This window comes from Sphingomonas sp. MJ1 (PH-R8) (assembly GCF_048058635.1).
Lineage (GTDB): Bacteria > Pseudomonadota > Alphaproteobacteria > Sphingomonadales > Sphingomonadaceae > Sphingomonas.
Window position 1 is genome coordinate 202,403 of sequence record NZ_JBBEFX010000003.1, and the last position, 25,255, is coordinate 227,657.

18 protein-coding genes are annotated in these 25,255 nt (G+C 69.3%); 11 read left to right on the forward strand and 7 right to left on the reverse strand.

The window, feature by feature from the left end:
• Positions 1–23 precede the first annotated feature (23 nt).
• Together gyrB and ppc are read left to right on the forward strand one after the other, a co-directional pair.
• On the forward strand, positions 24–2,543 hold the full coding sequence (gene gyrB / locus VPH46_RS04170; RefSeq protein WP_416609141.1) for a DNA topoisomerase (ATP-hydrolyzing) subunit B: 2,520 nt from the start codon (positions 24–26) through the stop codon (positions 2,541–2,543).
• 135 nt (positions 2,544–2,678) lie between these two features.
• Positions 2,679–5,354 carry a phosphoenolpyruvate carboxylase gene (gene ppc, locus VPH46_RS04175; protein WP_416609143.1) on the forward strand — a complete coding sequence of 892 codons (2,676 nt, stop codon included), beginning with the start codon at positions 2,679–2,681 and terminating at the stop codon, positions 5,352–5,354.
• Positions 5,355–5,617: 263 nt separating this feature from the next.
• On the opposite strand, the gene VPH46_RS04180 is transcribed toward ppc, so the two are convergent.
• The 5 genes from VPH46_RS04180 to VPH46_RS04200 all read right to left on the reverse strand — a co-directional run bounded on the left by VPH46_RS04180 (position 5,618) and on the right by VPH46_RS04200 (position 11,992).
• The gene (locus VPH46_RS04180; RefSeq protein ID WP_416609145.1) at positions 5,618–7,189 is read right to left on the reverse strand and encodes a peptide chain release factor 3; all 1,572 of its coding nucleotides are present in this window, start codon (positions 7,187–7,189) and stop codon (positions 5,618–5,620) included.
• Between the two features lie 328 nt (positions 7,190–7,517).
• The gene (gene holA / locus VPH46_RS04185; RefSeq protein ID WP_416609147.1) at positions 7,518–8,531 is read right to left on the reverse strand and encodes a DNA polymerase III subunit delta; all 1,014 of its coding nucleotides are present in this window, start codon (positions 8,529–8,531) and stop codon (positions 7,518–7,520) included.
• Positions 8,528–9,037 (reverse strand): LPS assembly lipoprotein LptE, encoded by a 510-nt coding sequence (gene lptE / locus VPH46_RS04190; RefSeq protein ID WP_416609149.1) that lies wholly within the window; start codon positions 9,035–9,037, stop codon positions 8,528–8,530. Before lptE ends, holA begins: the two co-directional genes overlap by 4 nt.
• A complete protein-coding gene (gene leuS, locus VPH46_RS04195) occupies positions 9,034–11,535 on the reverse strand; it encodes a leucine--tRNA ligase (RefSeq protein WP_416609151.1) in 2,502 nt (833 codons plus the stop codon). The genes lptE and leuS overlap by 4 nt, the downstream gene beginning before the upstream one ends.
• A 16-nt stretch (positions 11,536–11,551) precedes the next feature.
• Complete coding sequence (locus VPH46_RS04200; RefSeq protein ID WP_125959444.1) at positions 11,552–11,992, reverse strand: DUF3576 domain-containing protein; 441 nt, start codon at positions 11,990–11,992, stop codon at positions 11,552–11,554.
• A gap of 204 nt (positions 11,993–12,196) precedes the next feature.
• Here VPH46_RS04200 and VPH46_RS04205 point away from each other — a divergent pair, with 204 nt between their 5' ends.
• Complete coding sequence (locus tag VPH46_RS04205; protein ID WP_416609153.1) at positions 12,197–12,898, forward strand: hypothetical protein; 702 nt, start codon at positions 12,197–12,199, stop codon at positions 12,896–12,898.
• A gap of 12 nt (positions 12,899–12,910) precedes the next feature.
• Here the strand turns inward: VPH46_RS04205 and VPH46_RS04210 are convergent, their stop codons facing one another.
• Positions 12,911–13,402 (reverse strand): thiamine phosphate synthase, encoded by a 492-nt coding sequence (locus VPH46_RS04210; protein WP_416609155.1) that lies wholly within the window; start codon positions 13,400–13,402, stop codon positions 12,911–12,913.
• A 58-nt stretch (positions 13,403–13,460) separates the two neighbouring features.
• On the opposite strand from VPH46_RS04210, the gene VPH46_RS04215 reads away from it, so the two are divergent.
• The 3 genes from VPH46_RS04215 to VPH46_RS04225 are packed head-to-tail and all read left to right on the forward strand — an operon-like array spanning position 13,461 to position 15,218.
• On the forward strand, positions 13,461–14,126 hold the full coding sequence (locus tag VPH46_RS04215) for a YggS family pyridoxal phosphate-dependent enzyme (protein ID WP_416609157.1): 666 nt from the start codon (positions 13,461–13,463) through the stop codon (positions 14,124–14,126).
• Positions 14,126–14,788 (forward strand): HAD family hydrolase, encoded by a 663-nt coding sequence (locus VPH46_RS04220; RefSeq protein WP_416609159.1) that lies wholly within the window; start codon positions 14,126–14,128, stop codon positions 14,786–14,788. Before VPH46_RS04215 ends, VPH46_RS04220 begins: the two co-directional genes overlap by 1 nt.
• 43 nt (positions 14,789–14,831) lie before the next feature.
• Complete coding sequence (locus VPH46_RS04225; protein ID WP_416609161.1) at positions 14,832–15,218, forward strand: DUF1622 domain-containing protein; 387 nt, start codon at positions 14,832–14,834, stop codon at positions 15,216–15,218.
• A 39-nt stretch (positions 15,219–15,257) separates the two neighbouring features.
• Here the strand turns inward: VPH46_RS04225 and VPH46_RS04230 are convergent, their stop codons facing one another.
• Positions 15,258–17,411, reverse strand: a complete 2,154-nt coding sequence (locus tag VPH46_RS04230) for a M3 family metallopeptidase (RefSeq protein WP_416609163.1) — start codon at positions 17,409–17,411, stop codon at positions 15,258–15,260.
• A gap of 189 nt (positions 17,412–17,600) precedes the next feature.
• On the opposite strand from VPH46_RS04230, the gene VPH46_RS04235 reads away from it, so the two are divergent.
• The 5 genes from VPH46_RS04235 (at position 17,601) to VPH46_RS04255 (ending at position 25,203) form a co-directional block, all read left to right on the forward strand.
• Positions 17,601–18,320: an ImuA family protein gene (locus VPH46_RS04235; RefSeq protein WP_416609288.1), complete on the forward strand. Its 720-nt coding sequence runs from the start codon at positions 17,601–17,603 to the stop codon at positions 18,318–18,320.
• Positions 18,238–20,493 (forward strand): Y-family DNA polymerase, encoded by a 2,256-nt coding sequence (locus VPH46_RS04240; RefSeq protein ID WP_416609165.1) that lies wholly within the window; start codon positions 18,238–18,240, stop codon positions 20,491–20,493. The genes VPH46_RS04235 and VPH46_RS04240 overlap by 83 nt, the downstream gene beginning before the upstream one ends.
• Complete coding sequence (locus VPH46_RS04245; RefSeq protein ID WP_416609167.1) at positions 20,490–23,849, forward strand: error-prone DNA polymerase; 3,360 nt, start codon at positions 20,490–20,492, stop codon at positions 23,847–23,849. The genes VPH46_RS04240 and VPH46_RS04245 overlap by 4 nt, the downstream gene beginning before the upstream one ends.
• Before the next feature lie 208 nt (positions 23,850–24,057).
• Positions 24,058–24,831 carry a TSUP family transporter gene (locus VPH46_RS04250; RefSeq protein ID WP_416609169.1) on the forward strand — a complete coding sequence of 258 codons (774 nt, stop codon included), beginning with the start codon at positions 24,058–24,060 and terminating at the stop codon, positions 24,829–24,831.
• 120 nt (positions 24,832–24,951) lie between these two features.
• Positions 24,952–25,203, forward strand: a complete 252-nt coding sequence (locus VPH46_RS04255) for a GlsB/YeaQ/YmgE family stress response membrane protein (protein WP_125959437.1) — start codon at positions 24,952–24,954, stop codon at positions 25,201–25,203.
• Positions 25,204–25,255 lie beyond the last annotated feature (52 nt).

Below are 25,255 nucleotides of genomic sequence, written 5' to 3' on the forward strand. Positions count from 1 at the left end.
GGGTGAATCCCTATATCCTCGGTATGGCGACGAACCCCAACTCCAATGAATATGGCGCGGAATCGATCAAGGTCCTGAAGGGCCTGGACGCGGTTCGCAAGCGCCCCGGCATGTATATCGGCGACACCGACGACGGCTCGGGCCTCCACCACATGGTGTTCGAGGTGAGCGACAACGCGATCGACGAGGCGCTTGCCGGCCATTGCGACCGGGTGCTCATCACGCTCAATCCCGACGGGTCCGTCTCGGTCGAGGACAACGGCCGCGGCATCCCGACCGGCATCCACCCGGAGGAGGGCGTCTCGGCGGCCGAGGTCATCATGACCCAGCTGCACGCGGGCGGTAAGTTCGAGAACACGTCCGACGACAACGCCTACAAGGTGTCCGGCGGCCTGCACGGCGTCGGCGTGTCGGTGGTCAACGCGCTGTCCGAATATCTGGACCTGACCGTCTGGCGCGACGGCGAGGAGCACTACATGCGGTTCCGCCACGGCGATGCGGTGGCGCCCCTCAAGGTGGTCGGAAAGGCCGAGGGCAAGCGCGGCACGCGCGTGACCTTCCTGCCCTCGACCGAGAAGGCGCCGGGCGACGGCGGCACGTTCAAGAACCACATCGAGTTCGACTTCGACAAGCTCGAGCATCGCTATCGCGAGCTCGCGTTCCTGAACTCCGGCGTGCGGCTGGTGCTGGCGGACGCCCGACACGAGGAGCGGCGCGAAGTGGAGCTGTTCTACGAGGGCGGCATCGCTGCCTTCGTGAAGTGGCTCGACCGCAACAAGCAGCCGCTGATGCCGGATCCGGTGGCGATCACCGGCCACCGCGACGACGTCGGCATCGATGTCGCGCTGGAGTGGAACGACAGCTATTACGAAAACGTGCTGTGCTTCACCAACAACATCCCGCAGCGGGATGGCGGCACGCACCTGGCGGCGTTTCGTGCGGCGCTGACCCGCACGATCAACAACTATGCCGACAAGTCGGGCGCGCTGAAGAAGGAGAAGGTCACCCTTACCGGCGACGACATGCGCGAGGGGCTGACCGCGATCGTCTCGGTCAAGCTGCCGGATCCCAAGTTCAGCTCGCAGACCAAGGACAAGCTGGTCTCCTCCGAAGTCCGCCAGCCGCTCGAAAGCCTGATGGCCGACAAGCTGGCGGAGTGGTTGGAGGAAAACCCGGCGGTCGCGCGCCAGATCATCCAGAAGGTGATTGACGCCGCCGCCGCGCGCGAGGCCGCCAAGAAGGCGCGCGAGCTCACCCGGCGCAAGGGGGTGATGGATATCGCCTCGCTGCCCGGCAAGCTTGCCGATTGCCAGGAGCGCGACCCCGCCAAGTCCGAGCTGTTCCTGGTGGAGGGCGACTCGGCCGGCGGATCGGCCAAGCAGGGCCGTGACCGCCACTTCCAGGCGATCCTGCCCCTGCGCGGCAAGATCCTGAACGTCGAGCGTGCGCGCTTCGACCGGATGCTCTCGTCGCGCGAGATCGGGACGCTGATCCAGGCGATGGGCACCGGCATCGGCCGCGACGACTTCAACCTGGAGAAGCTGCGCTACCACAAGATCGTCATCATGACGGACGCGGACGTCGACGGCGCCCATATCCGCACGCTGCTGCTGACCTTCTTCTATCGTCAGATGCCGCAGATCATCGAGGCGGGGCATCTCTATATCGCCCAGCCGCCGCTCTATAAGGCGACGCGCGGCCGTTCGGAGGTGTACCTCAAGGACGATGCCGCGCTGGACGCCTATCTGGTGGACGCGGGCGTTGCCGCGCAGGTGCTGGAGACGCCGGCCGGTGGCCGCAGCGGCAGCGACCTCAAGACGCTCGTGGATCATGCGCGGCGCATGCGCACGCTGATGCGCTACGTCCCCCGCCGCTATGCCCCCGAGATCGTCGAGGTGCTGGCGCTGTCCGGCACGCTCGACCCCGAAGCGTCGCGTGCCCAGCGCGAGGAGCGGCTGGCGGATGCGGTTCGGCGCCTCGACAGCACCGATGGCGACGCCCGCTGGAGTGCCAGCATCTCCGAAGAGGGGGCGCTCCACTTCCGTCGCGTGTGGCGCGGCGTCACCGATCACCATGTGATCGAGGCCGCCTTCCTGACCTCGGCCGAGGGGCGCAAGCTCCACGCGCTGACGGCCGAGGAGGTCGAGAGCTACGCTGCCACGGGCAAGCTGGTGCCGGCGCGCGGCGCCCAGGCGAGCGATGCCGACAATCCGGTCGCGGACCTGGAAGAGAGCGAGGCGACGCCCGTCACCGCCGCCAAGGGCGAGGTGCTGATCGCACGGCCCAGCCAGCTGCTCGACGCGATTCTCGCCGCCGGGCGCAAGGGCCTGTCGATCCAGCGCTACAAGGGGCTGGGCGAGATGAACGCGGAACAGCTGTGGGAAACCACGCTCGATCCGCAGAACCGCTCGATGCTGCGCGTCGCGATCGAGCAGGCGGACGTCGCGGACGAGATCTTCACGCGCCTGATGGGCGACGTGGTGGAGCCCCGCCGCGAGTTCATCCAGGAGAACGCGCTGAGCGTCGCCAACCTCGACGTGTAATTTGTGCTGCCCGGCCGCGCGACACGCCGGGCAGAACTTCTGGTAGCGGTAATTTTGCTACGGATTGAGTCGCTTTGACGCACGAAACGAAAAGAGCTGGTTGACCAGAGCGCTTCCGCAGCGCAGCAACCCGGCATGGCCAGCCTTCCCCCGATCACCAACAATCCCGATGTTCGCTTCCTCGGCCGACTGCTTGGCGACGTGATCCGCGCCTATGGCGGGGAGGACCTGTTCAAGCGCATCGAGTACATCCGCGCGACTTCGGTCGATCGCCACCGCGGGGTGGCTGGCGCGGACGCGATCGATCCGGGGCTCGACCGGCTGACGCTGGACGAGACGATCGCGTTCGTGCGCGGCTTCATGCTGTTCTCGATGCTCGCGAACCTCGCCGAGGATCGGCAAGGCGTGGCGGCGGAGGCCGGAGCGGACGTCGCCCATGCCCTGGAGCGATTGGGGAAGCACGGCATCGGCCGCGATGCGGTGCTCGCGCTGCTCGACGACGCGCTGCTGATGCCGGTGCTCACCGCCCATCCGACCGAGGTGCGGCGCAAGAGCATGATCGACCACCGCAACCGCATCGCCGAACTGATGGCGCTGCGGGATGGCGGCGTAGAGGAGACCGAGGACGGCGACCAGGTCGAGGAGGCGATCGTCCGGCAGATCGCGCTCCTGTGGCAGACCCGCGTGCTGCGCCGGGAACGGCTGTATGTGGCGGACGAGGTCGAGACCGCGCTCAGCTACCTGCGGGACGTGTTCCTGCCGACGCTGCCGGCGCTCTACGCGCGCTGGGAGCGGGCGCTCGGCGCGCGGCCCGCATCGTTCCTGCGCCCCGGCAGCTGGATCGGCGGCGATCGCGACGGCAATCCTTATGTCACCGCGGACTCGCTGCGGCTGGCGCTGTCGCGCTCGGCCGAGGCGGTGCTGGGCTACTATCTGGATGCGGTGCATGCGCTGGGCGCCGAGCTGTCGATCTCGACCGAACATGCGACCGTCGACGCAGGGGTCGAGGCGCTGGCGGAACGGAGCGGGGATACGGCCGCAAGCCGCGCCGACGAACCGTTCCGCCGCGCGCTGTCGGGCATCTACGCACGGCTCGCCGCCACCTATCGGGCACTGACAGGCAAGGCGCCGCCGCGGCCGGCTGCCCTGGACGGCGAACGCTATCCCGACCCGGCTGCGTTGCGGGAGGATCTGACGGCGCTTGCGCATGCGCTCACCATCGGCGGCAACGGCCCCCTGGCGAGCGGCGGCGCCCTGGGCCGGCTCATCCGGGCGGTGGAGACCTTCGGCTTCCACCTGGCAACGCTCGACATGCGCCAGAACAGCGCCGTGCACGAGCGCGTCGTCGCCGAACTCCTGAAGGCCGGCGGGGTCGCGGAGGACTATGCCGCTTTGGACGAAGACGCGCGGGTGGCGCTGCTCCGCCGCGAGCTGGCGAGCCCGCGGCCGCTGACCTCGCCCTATGCCGCCTATTCGGAGGAGACGGCGTCCGAGCTGGCGATTCTCCACGCCGCTGCCGAGGCCCATGCCCGCTACGGCCGCGACTGCATCCGCCACTATATCGTCTCCATGGCGCAATCCGTGTCGGACCTGCTGGAGGTCAACCTGCTCCTGAAGGAAGCGGGGCTGTACGTACCGGGCGCGCCGCCGCAGGCGCATGTCATGGCGATCCCGCTGTTCGAGACGATCGGTGACCTGGAGGCAGCGCCCGAGATCATGCGCGCCTGGTTCGCGCTGCCCGAGGTGGCCGCGGTGGCAAGCGTGCGTGGGCACCAGGAAGTGATGATCGGCTATTCCGACTCCAACAAGGATGGCGGTTATCTGACCTCCACCTGGCAGCTGAGCCGCGGGTCGACCGCGCTCCGGCCGGTGTTCGAGGAGGCCGGGGTCCGCATGCAGCTGTTCCACGGCCGCGGCGGCGCGGTCGGGCGCGGGGGCGGGTCCTCGTTCGCGGCGATCCAGGCGCAGCCGCCCGGCACCGTCCAGGGCCGCATCCGCATCACCGAACAGGGCGAGGTGATCGCCGCGAAATATGGCACGCGCGCGAGTGCCACCACGAACCTGGAGGCGATGGCCTCCGCGACCCTGCTGGCCAGCCTGGAGCCGGAGCGGCTGGCGCCTGCCGATTACGAGCGCTTCGCCGCGGCGATGGACACGCTCTCCGAGACGGCGTTCCGCGCCTATCGCGGGCTGGTCTATGAGACCGAAGGCTTCCGAACCTTCTTCCGCCAGATGACGCCGATCAGCGAGATCGCGGGGCTCAAGATCGGATCGCGCCCGGCAAGCCGCAAGAAATCCGACGCGATCGAGGACCTGCGCGCCATCCCGTGGGTGTTCAGCTGGGCGCAGGCGCGGGTCATGCTGCCCGGCTGGTACGGCGTCGGCCAGGCGATCGCCGCGTTCGAGGACAAGGGGCTGCTGCGCGAGATGGCGAGCGGTTGGCCGTTGTTCGCCGCGACGCTTGCCAACATGGAGATGGTGCTCGCCAAGTCCGACATGGGGATCGCCGCGCGCTATGCGGCGCTCGTGGAGGATCGGGCGCTTGGGGAGGCGATCTTCGGGCGCATCCGCGACGGCTGGCAGGCGACGCAGGATGGGCTGCTCACCGTCACCCGCCAGACGCGGCTGCTGGAGAAGCATCCGGCGCTGGAGACGTCGATCCGGTTGCGGTTGCCGTACATCGAGCCGCTCAACCTGCTGCAGATCGAGCTGCTGAAGCGGCATCGTGCCGGCGAGGAGGATGCGCGGATCGGGGAGGGTATCCTGCTGTCGATCAACGCGATTGCGACGGCGCTGCGGAATAGTGGGTGAAGGGAGCTCAGCCTCCCACCTTCGTCATGCTGAAGGGGAGGGCGAGGACCAGTCGCGCCTCTCACCCCCCGTTTGCTTCGAGCTTGTCGAGAAGTGCTGGCGGGTGGCTTGTGGCTGCTTCTCGACAGGCTCGAAGTAAACGGGGAGGCAGGGGAACGGGGAACCACCGTGCTCCCGCGGAGGCGGAAGCCCAGGGATTCTCAGCGGAGCGTTTGTGGCGGCTTCTCGACAAGCTCGAAGCAAACGGGACGGGCGCCGGAACCCTAACGCTCTCGCGTGGCCGCAAACCGCACCTTCGGATAGCGATCCGCCACATACCCCACTTCCCACGCCGACTTGGCGAGGAACACCGGGTTGCCGTCGCGGTCCTTGGCCATGGCGGTGCGGTTGAGGTCGGCAAAGGTCTTGAGGTCCGCCGGATCCTCCGAGGACACCCAGCGCGCGGTCTCGAACGGCGCGGGCTCCAGCCCGGCGGCGACCTTGTATTCCGCGTCGAGGCGGCTCAGCAGCACCTCGAGCTGGAGCTGGCCGACTACGCCGATGATCCAGTTGGAGCCGATCTCCGGATAGAAGACCTGCGTCACGCCTTCCTCGGCCATGTCGTCCAGCGCCTTGCGCAGCTGCTTGGTTTTGGTCGGGTCCTTGAGCGCGACGCGGCGCAGGATTTCCGGCGCGAAGTTGGGAAGGCCCGTGAAGCGCACGTCGGCGCGTTCCGACAGCGTGTCGCCGACGCGCAGCGTACCGTGGTTGGGAATGCCGATGATGTCGCCCGGGAACGCCTCGTCCGCCAGCTCGCGCTCGCGCGCGAAGAACAGGATCGGCGAGTGGACCGCGATCGGCTTGCCGTGGCCCGACGGGATCAGCTTCATGCCGCGCTTGAAGGTGCCCGAGCACAGCCGCATGAAGGCGATGCGGTCGCGGTGGTTGGGGTCCATGTTGGCCTGGACCTTGAACACGAAGCCGGTGACTTCCGGGTTGCTCGGGTCGACCGGCGCCGGCTCGGCCGGCTGCGGGCGCGGCGGCGGGGCGTATTCGGCAAGCGCCTTGATGAGCGAGTCGACGCCGAACTCCTTGAGCGCCGAGCCGAAGTACACCGGCGTCAGGTCGCCGTTGCGATAGGCTTCGCCATCGAACTCGGCATAGCCGGCCATCGCCAGCTCGGCGTCCTCGCGCAGCTTGGCGACGCCCTCGGCCGAGAGCAGTTCGTCGAGCTTGGGATCGTCCAGGCCGGTGGTCTCGACCACCTTGCCCTGGAACTCGCGGCTCGGTCCTTCCGGCAGCAGCAGGCGGTTGCTGCGCAGATCGTAGATGCCCTCGAACGCGCCACCCATGCCGACCGGCCAGGTCATCGGCGTGACGTCGAGCTGGAGCAGGTCGGCGACCTCGTCCAGCGTCTCGAACACCGGGCGCCCCTCACGATCGACCTTGTTGACGAAGGTGATGATGGGCACGTTGCGCAGGCGGCACACTTCGAACAGCTTGCGCGTCTGGCTCTCGATGCCCTTGGCGACGTCGATCACCATCACCGCCGAATCGACCGCGGTCAGCGTGCGATAGGTGTCTTCCGAGAAATCCTCGTGGCCCGGGGTGTCGAGCAGGTTGAAGGTCACGCCCTCGCGCTCGAATGTCATCACCGACGAGGTGACGGAGATGCCGCGCTGCTGCTCGATCTTCATCCAGTCGGAGCGCGCGCGCCGCGCGGCGCCGCGCGCCTTGACCTCGCCCGCCAGATGGATCGCGCCGCCGAACAGCAGCAGCTTTTCGGTGAGCGTGGTCTTGCCGGCGTCGGGGTGGGAAATGATCGCAAAGGTGCGGCGGTCGGAAGCGGTGGGCATCGGGAATCCAGGAAAGGGGTTGCGGACGCCCTGCCCTGCTTTTGCGCGGGCGTCAAAAGGAGGCGGGGAGCCAGCAAGCACCGCGCCCGCCTTCCCCTCGTTCGGGGCCGCCTCCCTTCACCGTTTGTGCCGAGTAGAGATCGAGGTGCTGCGTCAGCAGCGTATCGAGAGCTCGTATCGAGGTACGGTCCCGCGCGACAACCCTCCCTCGATACGCCATCTCGATACGCGGCTACGCCGCTACTCGACGGCTACTCGGGATGAACGGGGGGTGGAGGAGGGGAGGCGCAGGTCAGGATTGGGCGTGTAGGGTTAGGGACGCCGCCCCTTACCGCCGCACACTCCGCGCAGCCGCCACCGCAACGTGTGCGGTCAGCACGTCCCCCGCGCTCGCGCCGGACATGGTCGCGCGCTCGGTCTGCCGCAGCCGGTCGATTGCGCGGGCGAGTTGCGGCGAACTCCAGCGGCGCAGCGCGTCCATCGTCGGCTGCTTCTCGCGAAAGAACACGCGGTGGCGCTCGATCACGTCGGCGGGGCGATCCCCCGCGTCGATCTCGGCGCGCATCTCGGCGAGCGACAAGAGCTTGCGGACCGTCATGCGCAACAGCGGCACCGAGTGGTTGCCGCCGGCCTCGAGCGCGGCGACCTCGGCGCCGGCGGTGGCGGCATCGCCGCCGACGATCGCGGCAATCGCGCCGAACATCTCCGCCTCGCCCAGGTCTGCGCCGATCGCGTCGAGGGCGGGCAAGCCGGCGTCGCGGGGCTGGTCGGGGGCGGCGTCGAGGAACAGCGCCAGCTTCTCGATCTCGCGCGCCAGGATCGCCCGGTCGCCGCCGCTTGCCACCGCAAGATGCTCGGCCGCCTCGTGGCTGAGGCGCAGGCCTTGGTCGCGCCCGAGCGCCGTCGCGAGCCGGGCGGCGGCTTGTGCATCGGGCACGTAGCAGGCGCATTCAAAGGCGTTGGACGCGGCCGACACGAGCTTCACGAGCTTGCCGGTGCCCTTCACCGAGGGGGCGAGCGCCACCACCGGGTTGCCGGCGCGCTCGGCCGAGAGCAGCAGCGTCACCGCCTCCAGCGACTCCTCGCCCATCGCATTGACGCGGATGTAGCGGGCACCGCCGAACAGCGAGAGCGAGGCGGCTTCGTCGGCCAGCGCGCCGGGGCGTGCCTTCAACCCGCTGCCCTCGAACTCGATGCGCTCGGCTTCCGGCCCCATCGCGCGGGCGAGCCGCTGCGCGAGCTCGGCCGCACCCGCCTCATCGGGGCCGTGCAGCAGGTAGAGGCGGATGTCGGGGGCCGGCTTGTCGAGCCGCGGCCCGAGGGTATCAGGCTTGGCCTTCACTGCCCGGCGGGGAGGTCGGTCCGCTGCGCGTAGAGCGCCAGGCGGCTGATGATCTGGTCCGCGACGATGCCGGACAACCGCTCCAGCGCCGACTGCTCGGCGGCGATGGTGGCATATTCGGAGCTCACCACGTCAATGCCGACGTCGGAGCCCGCGGTTGCGTCGAGCACCGTCTCGCCGCTTGCGGCATCGACCAGCTGGTAGCGCGCGCGCAGCGTCCGGCGCTCGCGCGTCACCGCATCGTCGCGGCGGACGCCCAGGCCGGTGATCTCGTCATCGAGCACCACCTGCAGCCGGTAGCGCGGTGCGCCTTCGGCACGCAGCCGGTCGCGCAGCGCCGTCGACATCAGCCAGCCGTTCTGGCCGGGGATGGGGGCCACCTCGACGCCCGAGAGCAGCGCGCGCACCGGTCCGGACTCGCCGCCCGCATAGAGCGGCCGCAGCCCGCAGCCGGTGAGGGCCAGCGGCAGGCAGGCGAGCAGCAGCGGGGCGGCGCGCCGGATCATGCGACGATGTTCACCAGGCGATCGGGAACCACGATCACCTTGCGCGGCGGCTTGCCCTCCATCGCGCGCTGGACGTTGGCCGAGGCGAGCGCCGCGGCCTCCGCATCCTCGCGCGAGGTGCCCTTGGGCAGGGTCAGCGTGTCGCGCAGCTTGCCGTTGACCTGCACCGCGACGGTGACTTCGTCCTCGACCAAGAGCGCGGCGTCGACTTCCGGCCAGGGCGCGTCTGCGATCAGCCCGTCGCCGCCGTTTGCGGCCCAGGCTTCCTCGGCGATGTGCGGCACCATCGGCGCCACCAGCCGCATGAGCGTGCGGATCGCCTGGGTACGCGAGGCGGACGGCGCGGCCTTCTCGATCATGCCGGTCAGCTCATAGAGCTTGGCCACCGCCTTGTTGAACGCCAGCGCCTCGACGTCGGCGGCGATGCCGGCGATCGTCTGGTGCAGCTTGCGGTCGAGCGCCTTGTCGCTGCCCTCAGCGTTCGCCTGTTCGGCCAGGCCGTCGAACAGCCGCCACAGCCGCTGGACGAAGCGCCACGACCCCTCAATGCCCGCCTCGCTCCACGGCAGGTCGCGCTCGGGCGGACTGTCGGACAGCATGAACCACCGCACCGCGTCCGCGCCATACTGGTCGACGATCGGACCCGGATCGACGGTGTTCTTCTTGGACTTGGACATCTTCTCGACGCGGCCGACCGTGATGGCCTCACCGGTCGCGATCTCCACGCCGTCCTGCACTTCCGCAGGACCCAGCCAGCGGCCGTCCGAAGACTTGTAGGTCTCGTGCGTCACCATGCCCTGGGTGAACAGACCGGTGAAAGGCTCCGCCACGTCGATCAGGCCGGTGCGCTTGAGCGCGCGCGTCCAGAAGCGGGCGTAAAGCAGGTGCAGGATCGCATGCTCGACGCCACCGATGTACTGCCCCACCGGCAGCCACTGGGCGACGACGTCCTTGTCGAACGGCTTGTCCTTGGGCTGGCTGGCGAAGCGGATGAAGTACCAGGACGAATCCGCGAAGGTGTCGAGCGTGTCCGTCTCGCGCCGCGCCGGCTTGCCGCAGGTGGGGCAGTCGACGTGCTTCCAGGTCGGATGGCGATCGAGCGGGTTGCCGGGCACGTCGAAGCTGACGTCCTCGGGCAGCACCACCGGCAGCTGGTCCTGCGGCACCGGCACCGCGCCGCACGACTCGCAATGGATGATCGGGATCGGCGTGCCCCAATAGCGCTGGCGGCTGACGCCCCAGTCGCGCAGGCGCCAGACGGTCGTGCCTTCGCCCCAGCCATCGGCCTCGCCGCGCGCGATCACCGCCGCCTTGGCGGCGTCCACGTCCAGGCCGTCGAGGAAGTCGGAGTTCACCAGCGGGCCACCGCCGGTATAGGCCTCGTCGCCTTCGAACAGCGGATCGCGGTGCTCGCCGTCGGCGACCACGCGGCGCACCGGCAGCTGGTATTTGCGCGCGAAATCCAGGTCGCGCTGGTCGTGCGCCGGCACGCCCATGACGGCGCCGGTGCCATATTCCATCAGCACGAAGTTCGCGATGAACACCGGCATCGGCAGCCCGGTGAATGGGTGCGTCGCAGTGGCGCCGGTGTCGTAGCCGAGCTTTTCCTGGGTCTCGATCTCGGCCGCGGTGGTGCCGCCCTGCTTGCAGCGGTCGATGAACGCCTGTGCCTCCGGATCGCGGGCAGCGGCGGCCTGCGCGATCGGGTGGTCGGCGGCGACCGCCACGAAGCTCGCGCCAAAGATCGTGTCGGGGCGCGTCGAGAAGACCTCGACCGGCTGGCCGTCCGAGACCTGGAAGCGGATCTTCATGCCGCGGCTCTTGCCGATCCAGTTCTCCTGCATCAGCTTGACCTTGTCGGGCCACTGATCGAGCGTCTGGAGGCCGTCGAGCAGCTCGTCTGCGAAATCGGTGATCTTCAGGAACCACTGGGAGAGCTTGCGCTTCTCCACCAGCGCGCCCGAGCGCCAGCCGCGGCCGTCGATCACCTGCTCGTTGGCAAGCACGGTCATGTCGACCGGATCCCAGTTGACCGCGGATTCCTTGCGGTAGACCAGGCCGGCCGCATAGAGGTGCAGGAACAGCGCCTGCTCATGGCCATAATAGTCCGGCTCGCAGGTCGCGAGCTCGCGCGTCCAGTCGAGCGCGAAGCCCAGGCGCTTGAGCTGCGCCTTCATCGTGGCGATGTTGTCGCGGGTCCAGCCGCCGGGGTGCACGCCCTTTTCCATGGCGGCGTTCTCGGCCGGCATGCCGAACGCGTCCCAGCCCATCGGGTGGAGCACTTCATAGCCGGTCATGCGGCGGAAGCGCGCCAGCACGTCGCCCATGGTATAGTTGCGGACGTGGCCCATGTGGATGCGCCCCGACGGATAGGGGAACATCTCGAGCACGTAGCTCTTGGGGCGCGGGCTATCGTCGCGGGCGGCGAAGGTGCGGCGGTCTTCCCACAGCTTCTGCCAGGCCGCATCCGCCTTCAGTGCATTGAAACGCGAGGCCATTTCAGGGGTGCTTGCCTCAGCCGATCAGCGCGCCGCGGCGCAGGTCGCGCGCACGGGTCAGGATGATGTCTTCCAGCTTCTGGACGGTGGCGGCCTGGACAGGCGCCTCCACCCACTGGCCGTTCTGCTGCACCTGGCGGAGCGCCGCCACGCGCAGCGCATCGGCGCGCAGATCCTGGTCCAGGATGCTGACGGTCACCTTCATGCGCTCGGTGGGCGTGGCCGGGTTCACATACCAGTCGGTGACGATCACGCCGCCGTTCGAATCGGTCTGGAGCAGCGGCATGAAGCTGAGCGTATCGAGGCTGGCGCGCCACAGATAGCTGTTGACGCCGATGGTCGTCACCTGGGAGGCGGCGAGATCGGCCTTCAGATCGTCCTTGCGGCTGCCGCAGGCGGTGAGCGTGAGGGCAATCGCGAGCGGACCCAGGATCGCGGTGCGCAACGGGCGGATCATCGGCGTTTCCTTGGAAGAACGGAACATCGGCTGCTTCTATAGAGGGTCGCGGTGCCGCCGCAAGCGGCGCGGCCCCGCAGGCAGTACCGGGCGGCATGTGGGCGGATTGCAACAGTTCACCGGAATCGTGTTCGGCCGGTGGCGACATGCAACCGAATCATGCTAGCGCACTTTTGAAGCGGGAGGAGAAACGGGGTGCTTACGATGCGCGCCATGGCTGGATTGGGGATCGGGGTGCTGAGCGCCGCCGGAGCCTTGATCGCGCCTGCGCTGGGTGCGCCGGAAGGCTCGCGTGCCGTGGCTTTTCGCCGTGCGGCCCCCGTCAGCAGCATCGGCGGCTTCACGCCCTCGTCTGCCGATCCCAAGCTCGCCGCGGTTCTCGCGCGCAGCGGGATCGACGGCAGCAGCTTCCGCTTTACGCCTTCGGAAGGCCAGCGAATCAGCAAGCGTGCCGTGACCGTCGCGGTGCGTGCGCGTACGCAGCCGGCTGCCGCGTCGGAACATGCGGCGGTCGACACCAACGTCGGCCCGACGCTTGCGCCTATCGCCTATAATCTCGGGACTTCGGTCGGCTGGAAGCGTTTCGCCGCCGTCGGCGATCTCGCCAAGCTCGATCTGGGCGCGCAGCCGGGCAATCGCGATCGCATCGGTGCGGCGGTCGGCAAGTCGACGCGTCGTACCAGCAGCGTGATCGTGGGCGGCGAGAAGCCGCTCGTCGATCAGGCCAAGCTGGTGGCGGATGTACCCAGCGCGTCGATCGACGTCGGGGGGTCCTATTCGCTGACCCGTCACTTCGACGTGACGGCGGGCGTGCGCTACAAGTCCGACAAGGACCGGCTCCTGCGGACCGAGGACACGCGTCGGGACAGCCAGGCGCTGTACGTGGGCACCGCCTTCCGCTTCTGATCCGGCCGGGCGCTAGCGCGTCCAGGCGTCGATCGCAGCCCAGCCGTGAACGCCGAAGCCGGCCAGGCTGCGCGCGCGCCGTGCATCCATGCCGCCGAGTGCGATCACCGGGATACCGGCTCCTCGAATCATCGTTCCGAAGCGGACTCGTCCGAGCGCGGGAGCGCCCGGGTGGGAGCGGGTGGCGAAGACCGGGGAGGCGAACACGGCGTCGACTCGGGCGCGGCGGGCGGCCACCACATCGCGACGATGGTGTGCGGGCCGAGTTGCGATCCCTTGCTTTGGGACTGCGCTGCGCGTGCCATGCCGACCGTCGGCGCCTGGCAGGCTGGCGCCGGCGACGAGCAGCACCAGCCGCCGGCGCCGCGCGATGCGTCGGACACGCGCGAACAGCGCGGCGCGCTCTTGGGGCGGCAGCTGATAGTGGCGGAACACCACGCCCGCGCCGCGCGGCAGCCGTTCGAGCGCGTCCCATAGCGCCTCGCCCATCCGCGGGTCGGTCATCAGCCATTGGCGGGGGAGGGGCTGGCGGGCACGCATCGTGCTACCTATAGCGCCCCCGATGATCACCGACGATGCCCCCCAGCGGCTGGCCGATGTGCGCGAGCGGATCGCGCGCGCCGAGCAGCTCGCCAAGCGCCCGCCCGGCGCCACCAGCCTGATCGCGGTCTCCAAGACGCACGAGGCCCCCGCCATCGCCCCGCTGATCGCCGCGGGCCAGCGCGTGTTCGGCGAGAACCGCGTGCAGGAGGCGCAGGCGAAATGGCCGGCGCTGCGCGAGGGGACGCCGGACATCGAGCTGCACCTGGTCGGGCAGCTTCAGTCCAACAAGGCTGATGACGCGGTGGCGCTGTTCGACGCGATCCATTCGCTCGACCGACCGTCGCTGGTCGCCGCCCTCGCCAAGGCGATGGACCGGCACGACCGACGCCCCGCCTGCTTCGTGCAGGTCGACATCGGCGACGAGCCGCAGAAGGGCGGCGTTGCCGTCTCCGAATTGCCGGCACTGCTTGCCGAGGCCCGCAGCGCCGAATTGCCGGTGATCGGGCTGATGTGCGTCCCGCCGCTGGAGCTGGAGCCGGCACCCTGGTTCGCGCTGCTGGCGAAGCTCGCCGACGACAACGGCCTGCCGGGGCTCAGCATGGGCATGTCCGGCGATTACGAGACGGCGGTGACGCTGGGGGCCACCCATGTGCGGGTCGGCACCGCTCTGTTCGGGGCACGCTGATGCGGTTCGACGCGATCCTGTTCGACTTCGACGGTGTGCTGCTGGAAAGCGAATGGGCGGGAAACCGCCACCTCGCCGATTACCTGACGGCCGCCGGCCACCCGATCGACACCGCCGAGGCGATGGCGCGCTTCATGGGTCGTGCGGGCAAGGACTTCCTGGACGAGGTAGAGGCGTTCCTGGGGCGCCCGATCCCGGCCGACTTCCACGAGGCCCGCGCCGCCGAGGATGCGCGTGCGGTCGCCGAGGGGATCGAGGAAGTGGCGGGTGCGGTCGCCTTTGTCCGATCGCTGCCGCGCGAACTGCCGCGCGCGATCGCCTCGTCGAGTTCGACGCGCTGGATCACCGCGCATCTCGACCATCTGGGCCTGCGCGACGCGTTCGGCGAAAAGGTGTTCAGCGGGCGCGAGCACGTCACCCGCGGCAAGCCGGCGCCGGACCTGTACCTCTATGCGGCCAAGGCGCTCGGCGTGCCGATCGAACGCTGCGTAATCCTGGAGGATTCGCCGGTGGGCGCAACCGGTGCGGTGGCATCGGGTGCGCACGTCATCGGCCTGTGCGCCGGCCAGCATTGCGGCATCGGCCATGCGGACGTGCTGCGCGGCATCGGCGTGCACGACATCGCCGGGGATTTCGAAGAGGTGGCGCGGCTGGTCGCCTGATCGCTTGGCCGGAACGCCGGTCCTGCCCGGCGGTTGACCGGAAATGATCGACGAGTCCCTGCTGCTTTCGGCCATCCACGGCGTCACGCGCGCGGTGGAGGTCATCGGTGTCACGGTGCTGCTGCTCGGCGCCGCCGTGTCCGGCGTGCGCTATGTCCGCGATCTGCGGCGATGCCCGGCAGGCGCCGCCTACAAGCGGCTGCGATCCAACCTGGGCCGCTCGATCCTGCTGGGGCTGGAGCTGCTGGTCGCCGCCGACATCATCAACACGGTGGCGATCGAGCCGACGCTCGAAAGCCTGGCGGTGCTCGCCGGCATCGTCCTGATCCGCACCTTCCTCAGCTTCTCGCTGGAGGTGGAGATCGACGGCCGCTGGCCGTGGCAGGCCAGGAACGAATCCGATGGCGGCCGTGAGCAGCCCTCCGGCTGAGGTCCGCGGCACCGGCTGGCGCCGTGGACCTCCAGCCGCTTACTTCACCGGGAAGCCGCGGCGCTTGAACAGGGCGTTGACGTCGGGGTCGCGGCCGCGGAACGCGCGATAGGCCTGCTTGCGGTCGGTCTCGTTGCCCGTCGACAGCAGCACCTTGCGGAAGCGATCCGCGGTCGCCTTGTCCCAGACGTTGCCGGTCTCGGTGAAGGCCGCCCAGGTATCGGCGTCCATCGTCTCCGACCACAGGTAGCTGTAGTAGCCGGCACTATAGGCGTCGGACGAGAAGAGGTGGTTGAACTGCGGCAGGCGGTGCCGCATCACCATCTCCTTCGGCATCCCCAGCTCGGCCAGCGTCTCGCGCTCGAACGCATCGACGTCGGTGACCGGCGTGTCGCGGTCGTGCAGCTTCATGTCGACGATCGCCGACGAGAGATATTCGACCGTGTCGAAGCCCTGGTTGAAGGTCGACGACTTCTCGATCTTGTCCACCAGCGCCTGCGGCATGGGTGCGCCCGTCTGATAGTGCTTGGCATAGCGATCGAGCACGTCGCGGGTCAGCAGCCAGTTCTCGTTCACCTGGCTGGGATACTCCACGAAGTCGCGCGGCGTGCCGGCGAGCCCCGGATATTTCACGTTCTGCAGGAAGCTGTGGATGGCGTGGCCGAATTCGTGGAACAGCGTGGTCGCGTCGTCCAGGCTGATCAGCGTCGGCTGGCCGGGGGCGCCCTTCACGAAGTTGTTGTTGTTGGACGCCAGCACGTTCTTGTGGCCGCCCAACTCCTGCTGCCGGCGATAGGCCGTCGCCCAGGCGCCCGAGCGCTTGCCCGAGCGCGCATAGGCATCGAAGTAGAAGACGCCGACATTGTGCCCGTCGCGCTTGTCGGTGACGACAAAGGTGCGCACCGCCGGATCGAAGACCGGGATTTGGCCGGTGTTTTCCTGGAAGTCGAGGTCGTAGAGCCGGCCGGCGGCGTAGAGCGCACCCTGGAGGATGTTGTCGAGCTGGAGGTAGGGCTTCACCTCGCTTTCATCGAGGTCGTACTTCGCCTTGCGCACTTTCTCCGCGTAGAAGCGATAGTCCCACGGCTCGATGGTGATCTTGGTGCCGCCCTGGTTGGCGAGCGCCTGCATGTCCGCAACCTCCTGGTGGACGCGCGCGACCGCGGCCGGCCACACGCGCATCATCAGCGACATGGCGTTGGCCGGGGTCTCCGCCATGGTGTCGTCCATGCGGTACCAGGCGTGGTTCTGGAAACCGAGCAGCTTGGCGCGTTGCTGGCGCAGCTTCAGGATCTCGGCGATCGTCGCATTGGTGTCGTTGGCGCCGCCGTTGTCGCCACGGTTGACGAAGGCGCGCCACACCTTTTCGCGCAACGCCCGGTCGGTGGCATAGGTCAGCACCGGCGCGACGGAGGAGCGGGTGTTGATGATCGCCCACTTGCCGGGAAGCTTGCGTTCGTCGGCCGCGGCCTTGAGCGAGGCGACGAAGCTGTCGGGCAGGCCCGCAAGTTGCTTGGCATCGTCGACGACGATCCAGGTCTCCTCGTCGGCCAGCACCTTTTCGCTGAAGCTGTTGTAGGCGACCGACAGCGCCTGGTTGAGCTGGGACACCTGCGCCCGTTGCGCATCGGTGAGCAGCGCGCCGCGACGCACGAAGCTGCGATAGGTGCGCTCCAGGAGGCGCAGCTGCTTGGGATCGAGCTTCTGGCTGGCGCGGCCGTCGTATGCCGCCTTCACCCGCGCGAACAGCTTGGGGTCGAGATAGAGCTCGTCATAGAAGGCGGAGAGCTTGGGGCTCCACTCGCGGTCGATCGCCTGCACCTCCTTGGTAGCGAGGTTGCTCGAATAGACGCCCCACATCGACTCGACGCGGTCCATCGTGTCGCCGGCGAGTTCCATCGGCTCGATCACGGTCTGGAAGGTCGCCGGGCGCTTGTCGTCGCGGATCTTGAGTACGTCGCGGCGCAGCTCGGCCATGGCGACCGGGAAGGCGGCGGGGAACATCGCCGGCGTCACCTTGTCCCAGGGCGGCACGCCACCATAGGGACCGCCCCAGGGGGCGAGCAGCGGGGTTGCATCGACGGAAGTCGAGGAGGGGGCCGCAGCGGCGGAAGTCTGCGCCATGGCGGCTCCTGCAGGGAAAAGGGCGAGGATCGTGGTCGCGGCCAGAACGGCGCGCAGGCGTGCGGTCATCAGGGGCTCCGATAAGGGTCGCAGGCGAGCCTAAGCATCGGGAAAGGAATGGCAAGCCGGCGCCCGCGCAAGGGTCATGCGATCGGCGGTTGACTCGGGAGCGCATTAGAACAGAATAGGAACATATCGAGTCCCTCGTGAGTCCTAGCTGTTGTCGTGACCCAAGCTCAAGCCCCTGTCCTGGACGCCTTGCGCGCGCAGCTGCGCGCCATCGAATGCGGCCGCTATCGCCGGCGCGAGGTGCTGCCGTTCGGCGTGCCGGCGCTCGACGAGGTGCTGGCCGGAGGTGGGCTTGCGCTCGATGCGCTGCACGAGGTGGCAGGCGCCGGACCGGACATGGCCGACGATTGCGCGGCGACGCTGTTCCTGGCGGGAATTGCCGCACGCGCCTGGGGTCCGGTGCTGTGGGTGGTGCGCCGCCGAGACCTGTTCGCGCCGGGGCTCGCACAGGTCGGGCTGGGGCCGCACCGGGTGCTCTATGCCGAGGCTGCCGACGATGCCGAACTGCTCCAGCTGATGGAGGAGGGGCTGCGCCACCGGGGTCTCGGCGCGGTGATCGGCGAGGCCAAGCGCGTTTCCATGACCGCCACCCGCCGGTTGCAGCTGGCGGCGGAGGGCGGGCGCACCATCGCGCTGCTGCTGCGCCGGCACGGGCGCGCGGGCGCCGATCCGCTGGCGGTGCCCTCGGCCGCAGCGACGCGCTGGCGGGTGGCATCCGCGCCCTCGACGCCGCTGCCGGTGGCCGGCGTCGGCCGCGCCCAATGGAACCTTGCGCTTGTCCGCCAGAAGGGCGGCGAGCCCCGCGACTGGACCGTGGAGGCATGCGATGAAACGGGTCGCTGCGCTCTTCCTGCCCGACTGGCCGATCGACCGGCTGCGGCAGGCAGAGCGAACCGCCGCGCCGCCTGAGGCGGGACGCACGGGCTCCGCCTTCGCGGCGATCGGCCGGGTGGCCGAGGCCGAACGCGCCAGCCAGTGCTCCGTCCCCAAGGAGGGCGGCTGGCGCCCCGGCGCGCGCTGGGCGCGGGCGGAGGTGGAGGCTGCGATCGAGCAGCTGCCCACGCACCAGCGCCCGCCGCAGCGGGAGCTGGGCCGTACCAGCGTAGCCGCCGACAATCCCTTCAAAGGCGAGCGGCCCTTCAAGGACGTTCATCGCCAGGGCCGCCCGCTCGACGCCTCGCCCGCATCCGCCGCCTGGGCCGCAGATGCCGAGGCCGTGGAACGGGCGATCGCGGCGCTGCCGCTGCACCAGCAGCCGCCGTTCCGCGAGCTCAGCCGGCGGTCGGAGGTGATGGACCATCCGTTCAAAGCGATGCCGCCGGACGAGGGCGGGTGCAGCCATCACGCACTCGCCCAGCCGCAGGCGTTCCCCCGATCGGACCGGCCGACGCTGGCGCAGATGGCGGCGATGCCGGCAGTGCAATATCCGGGCGAGGGGCCGCACCCGGACGCGCACGGCCGCGAGCCGATCGCGGGCTATGCCGCCGCGGGCCGATTCTTCCAGACCGGACGCACGCTCGGCGACCTGGTCGCGCGGGTGTGCGTGGAGGAAGTGCCCGGTAGTCCTGTCGCGGCAAGGGATACCGTGCCGCTGGTCACCGCCGCCCGCCAGGGAGGACGCGTGGCAATCGCGGCGGCGTCTCCGGCGGCGCAGGCACTGGGGCTGCGGCCGGGTATGGCGCTCACCCAAGCACGCGCGCAGGTGCCCGAGCTGCAGGTGCGCGATGCCGATCCGGCCGGCGACTGCGCCGATCTGCGCCGGCTGGCGATGCTGCTCGCCCGGCGCTGGACGCCGGTGGTCGACCTGTCCGATCCCGACGGGCTGCTGCTCGACCTGACGGGCGTCGCGCATCTGCATGGCGGTGAGGCGCGCATGGCACTGCGGCTGGTGCGCCTGCTCGCGCGCCATGGCGTCAACGCCTGCGTAGGCATTGCCGATACGGCCGGTGCCGCCTGGGCGCTGGCCCGGCAGGGTGGGGCAGCGGTGCGGATCTGCCCGCCCGGTGCGCAGGCCGAGGCGCTGGACCCGCTGCCGGCCGGGCTGTTGCGGCTTCCGGAAAGCGCGATCGAGCTGCTCGCCCGACTGGGCGTGACGACGATCGGCCAGCTGCGGGCGCTCCCTCGCGGGCAGTTGGCGCGGCGGTTCGGCGATGCGGTGCTCGCCCGGCTGGACCAGGCGCTGGGGGCGCGTGCCGAACCGCTCGACCCGGTGGTGCCGCCGGAGCGCGTCCAGGTCCGCCAGCGCTTCGCCGAGCCGATCGCCACCGCAGAGGCGATCGCGCACTGGCTGGGCGAACTGGTGCCCCGGCTGGTGGCGGTGTTGCGGAAAGCCGGGCTGGGCGCACGGCAGGTGGAACTGGTGCTCGACCGCGTCGACGGCGTGCCGCAGCGGCTGCGCATCGGCCTCGCGCGTGCCAGCCGCGACTCCGAGCATCTGTTGCGGCTGCTCGGGCGGCGAATCGAGACGGTGGAGCCCGGCTATGGCATCGACGCCATGGCGCTGCACGTGCGTCGCGCCGAGCCGCTGGGCGCGGAGACTCTGGGTGCCGCGCTGGTCGAGGACACGCCGCCGGACCTGGGGCCGCTGGTCGACCAGATCGTCAACCGCATCGGCGCGCAGCGCATGTGGCGGGTGGTCCCGGTGGAAAGCGATGTGCCCGAACGCGCATCCACGCGGGTGGCGCCGCTCGACCCCGCCGACACACCCGCGGCGCAGCTGCGCGAGGACGACGTTCGCCGGCTCGACGGTCGCGAGGCCGACCACCCCTGGCACCTGCGCTGGCCGCGTCCGGTGCGCGTGCTGCGCCGGCCCGAGCGGCTCGATCATGTCATGGCCGAACTGCCCGACCAGCCGCCGCGGCGCTTCACCTGGCGCGGGGTGCCCCATGTGGTGGTGCATGCCGACGGGCCGGAACGGATCGCGGGCGAATGGTGGCGCCGCCCGGCCGAGCGCGATGCGGTGCGCGACTATTTCCGGGTGGAGGACGAGCACGGCCATCGCTTCTGGCTGTACCGTAGCGGCGATGGCTTGCGTGGGGAGACGGGCGACCTCAGCTGGTGGCTCCAGGGCATGTTCGCATGACCTATTCGGAGCTTCAGGTCACCACCCACTTCTCCTTCCTGCGCGGCGCGTCGTCGGCGGAGGAGCTGTTCGGCACCGCGTCCGAAATGGGCATGCCGGCGCTCGGCATCACCGACCGCAATTCGGTGGCAGGCATCGTCCGCTCGCTGGTCGCCGCGCGCGAGGTGAGCGCGCAGGGCAATCCCATCCGCCTCGTGGCCGGGTGCCGGCTCGACCTTGTCTCCGGCGCGTCGCTGCTAGTGTGGCCGGAGGATCTGGCGGGCTGGTCGCGGCTCACCCGGCTGCTGACGCTGGGCAAGAAGCGCGCCGATCCGCAGCACGGCGAAAAGGGGCAGTGTTTCCTCCATTGGGACGACCTGGCCGATACGCAGGGGCTGGTCGGATCGCTCGTGCCCGGCATCGACGGCGTGCGCGAGGAGGAGCTGCGCTGGATGGCCGACCTGTTCGGGTCGGACCGCGGCCATGTCTGCCTGACCTATCACCGCCGGCCCGGAGACCGGCTGCGGCTGCACCGGACGGCCGAGGAGGCCGCGCGCTTCGGCTTGCGGCCGCTCGCCACCGGCGACGTGCTCTACCACGAGCCCGAACGCCGTATGTTGCAGGATGTGGTGACCGCGATCCGCTGCAAAACCACCATCGACGATCTGGGGCTGCGGCGCGAGCGGTCGGCCGATCGCTGCTTCGTGCCGCCCCAGACGATGGAGCGCCGCTTCGCCGATCTGCCGGAGGCGATCCGTGCCGGCGCGGCGATCGTCGAGCGCTGCACCTTCTCGCCGACCGAACTGAGCTACCGCTATCCCGACGAGATCGTGATGAGCGGGCGAACGCCGCAGGAGGCGCTGGAGCAGCTGGCGCGCAAAGCACTGGACGCGCTGTTCCAGCAGCCGCCGTTCCACGGCCGGCCGGACCAACGCTACATCGACAAGCTCGACTATGAGCTCGAGCAGGTCAGGCTGATGGACTATGCGGCCTATTTCCTGACCGTCAATTCGATCGTCACCTATGCTCGCGCGCAGGACATTTTGTGCCAGGGTCGCGGTTCTGCAGCCAATTCAGTGATCTGCTATGTGCTCGGCATCACCTCGATCGACCCGGTCGAGCACCAGCTGCTGTTCGAGCGATTCATTTCCCCCAATCGCGGCGAACCGCCCGACATCGACGTCGACTTCGAGCATGAGCGGCGCGAGGAGGTGATCCAGTGGATCTACCAGACCTATGGTCATGACCATGCCGCGCTGACGGCGGTGGTCAGCCGATTCCGCGCGCGCGGCGCGGTACGTGAGGTCGGCAAGGCGCTTGGGTTGCCGGAGGACATGACCGGTGCGCTCGCAGGCCAAGTGTGGGGCTGGTCGAGCGAGGGCGTGGCCGACGCGCATGTCGATGCCCTCAACCTCGACCGTTCCGATCCCCGGCTGGCACTGACGCTGGAGCTGGCGCGTGAGCTGATCGGTACGCCGCGCCACCTATCGCAGCATCCCGGCGGCTTCGTGCTCGCGCGCGACCGGCTCGACGGGCTGGTGCCCGTGGAGCCCGCCGCCATGGCCGATCGCTGGGTGGTGGAATGGGAAAAGGAGGACATCGAGGAACTCGGCTTCATGAAGGTCGATATCCTCGGCCTCGGCATGCTCGGCTGCATGCGGCGCGCGTTCGACCTCTTGGGCGAGCACAAGGGGCTGGCGCTGACGCTCGCCTCGCCCGAGCTGCAGAAGGAGGATCCGGCCACCTTTGCGATGATCCAGCGCGCCGACACGCTGGGCGTCTTCCAGATCGAGAGCCGTGCGCAGATGGCGATGCTGCCGCGGATGCTGCCGGAGACCTTCTACGACATCGCGATTCAGGTCGCGATCGTCCGCCCCGGCCCGATCCAGGGCGACATGGTGCACCCCTATCTCAAGCGGCGCGAGCAGAAGCGGCGCAATCCCGACATCGAGTTCGACTATCCGAGCCCGCGGTTGGAGGCGGTGCTGGAAAAGACGCTGGGCGTACCGCTGTTCCAGGAACAGGCGATGAAGGTCGCGATCGAGGGCGCGGGCTTCACGCCTGCGCGCGCCGACGAGCTGCGCAAGGCGATGGCGACCTTCAAATATACGCAAGGGGTCGGCCAGTTCCGCGAGGAGCTGATCGCCGGCATGAACAAGAACGGCATCTCCGAAGGCTTCGCCGATCGGCTGGTGAAGCAGATCGAGGGGTTCGGCAGCTATGGCTTTCCCGAGAGCCACGCCGCGTCGTTCGCCAAGATCGCCTATGCCTCGTCCTGGATGAAGTGCCACCACCCCGACGTGTTCTGCGCGGCGCTGCTCAACGCGCAGCCGATGGGCTTCTACGCGCCCGCCCAGATCGTCCGCGATGCGCGCGAGCATGGCGTGGAGGTGCGGCCGGTGTGCATCAACGACAGCCGCTGGGACACGCGGCTGCTGGGGGCGGCGTCGACCGACCTTTCCCCGGAAGCGGCGGCCAAGATGCGCCTGCCGCTGCGGCTGGGGTTCAAGGTGGTGCACGGCCTGTCCAACGCCGATGCCGCACGGCTGGTGATGGCACGCGGCGAGACGCCCTTCACCTCGGTCGAGGATGCGTGGCGGCGGTCGGGCGTGCCGCTTGCGGCGCTGGAAAAGATCGCGCGCGCCGACGGGTTCCAGGCGCTGAGGCTCGACCGGCGGCAGGCGCTATGGGCGATCAAGGGGCTGGCGGCGGCGCCGCTGCCGCTGTTCGCCGCGGCTGACGCGCGCGCGGGCGGGCTGACGCCAGAAGTGGCGGAGGCGCCGGTTACGCTGGAGCCGCTCACCGCCGGGCGGGAGGTGGTGGAGGATTACCGCGCCACCCAGCTGTCGCTGCGCGCCCACCCGCTCACCTTCCTGCGTGGCGAACTGGAGGACGAGGGCGTCGTCCCGTGCAAGGCGCTCGGCTCGCTCAAGGACGGGCGGCGGGTCGAGGTGGCCGGCGTGATCCTGGTCCGCCAGAAGCCGGGCAGCGCCAAGGGCGTGCTGTTCATCACCATCGAGGACGAGACCGGGGTCGCCAACGCGATCCTGTGGCCGGACCGGTTCGAGAAGCAGCGCCGCACCGTCATGTCGGCGGCGATGGTGTCGATCGTCGGCCGGGTGCAGCGGGAGGGCGAGGTGATCCACGTCATCACCGACCGGGTGGTGGATCGCACGCCGATGCTGCGGAGTATCGGCGACCTCGAGCTGCCGCGCCTCACCGGCCGCGGCGATGGCGCCACCCATGGCAGCGGCCCCGACCCGCGCGACGCCAAGCCGCCGGCGGTGTGGAAGCCGCGCTCTCACTACCACCCGCCGTTCCGCACCGGCTGCGACCCCGAGGACGTGATCCCGATCCGCTCGCACGATTTTCATTAAGGGGCGCGATCCGAAAGGCGCCCGCAACACCTGCCGTACTCCCGAAAAGGCCCAGGACTCTGGCGCTATGGGCGGGTGCTCTGCTCGGCCCTGGATCGCCGCCTGCGCGGGCATACGTCCATTGCTTCGGGCCAACGTGCGTTTCGCGAAGGTCTGGTGAAGGCCGGACCCGCTGGCCTCCACCGCCACCTGCGCTTAAGCGCGGCGTATGGAGTTCGCCGCCGAAACGCTTGCCTTCCTCGCCGCCATCGCCTTCCTTGCCGGCACCATCGACGCGCTGGCAGGCGGGGGCGGGTTGCTGACGCTGCCAGCGATGATGGCGGCCGGGGTGCCGCCGGTGGCGGCGCTTGCCACCAACAAGCTGCAGAGCACGATCGGCACCGCGTCCGCTTTCCACACCTTCTGGCGGGCGGGCCATGTCGACCTGCGCCAGTTCGCGGTGCCGGCCGCCGCGGCCTTTGTCGGATCTGCACTGGGCGCGACCGCCGTGCAGCACATCAGCTCCGCGTTCCTCGCTGCGTTCATGCCGGTGCTGTTGATCGCGATGGGCCTCTATTTCCTGCTCGCGCCACCCATGAGCCAGGTGGATCGCCACGCGCGGATGAGCAGAGCGGGCGTCACCCTGATCGTCGCGGGAATCGGCTTCTACGACGGCTTCTTCGGGCCGGGCACCGGATCCTTCCTGACGCTGGCGCTGGTGGCATTGGGCGGCCTGGGGCTGGTGCGCGCGATCGCCAACACCAAGCTGCTCAACCTGTCGACGAACGTCGCCGCCCTGATCGCGATGGTGGCCGGGGGCCATGTGCTGTGGCAGCTGGGGGCGGTGATGGCGGCGGCGAATGTCGCGGGCAACCAGCTGGGCGCCCGCCTGGCGATCCGCTTCGGCGGCAGCGGCATCCGCCCGCTGCTGGTGCTCATGTCCGCGGCGTTGACGATCAAGTTGCTGGCCGACCCCGCCAATCCGCTCTGGACCCTGTTCTAGACTGCCACCGCCGGCGCCACACGACCCCCAATATTCGTGACGCCGCCGGAACCTTCCGCCGGCTTGCGAGTCCTAGCTTCAACAGACCCGACAGGCGGTCGAAACGGAGGGACGAGTACAATGGGCGTCATTATTTGGCTTATCGTTGGCGGTGTCGTGGGTTGGCTGGCCAGCATGGTCATGCGGACTGACGCACAGCAGGGAATCATTCTGAACGTGGTGGTCGGCATCATCGGCGCGTTCATTGCGTCGCTGATCTTCGGCGCGAACATCAACGACGGTATCACGGTGACGTCGTTCATCACCTCGCTCGTCGGCGCGATCATCCTGCTGGCGATCGTGAACCTGGTCCGTCGCGGAACCGTTCGCTAAAACAGCGACGATCTCCGGATCCAAAGAAAAGGGCCGTCCCTTGCGGGGCGGC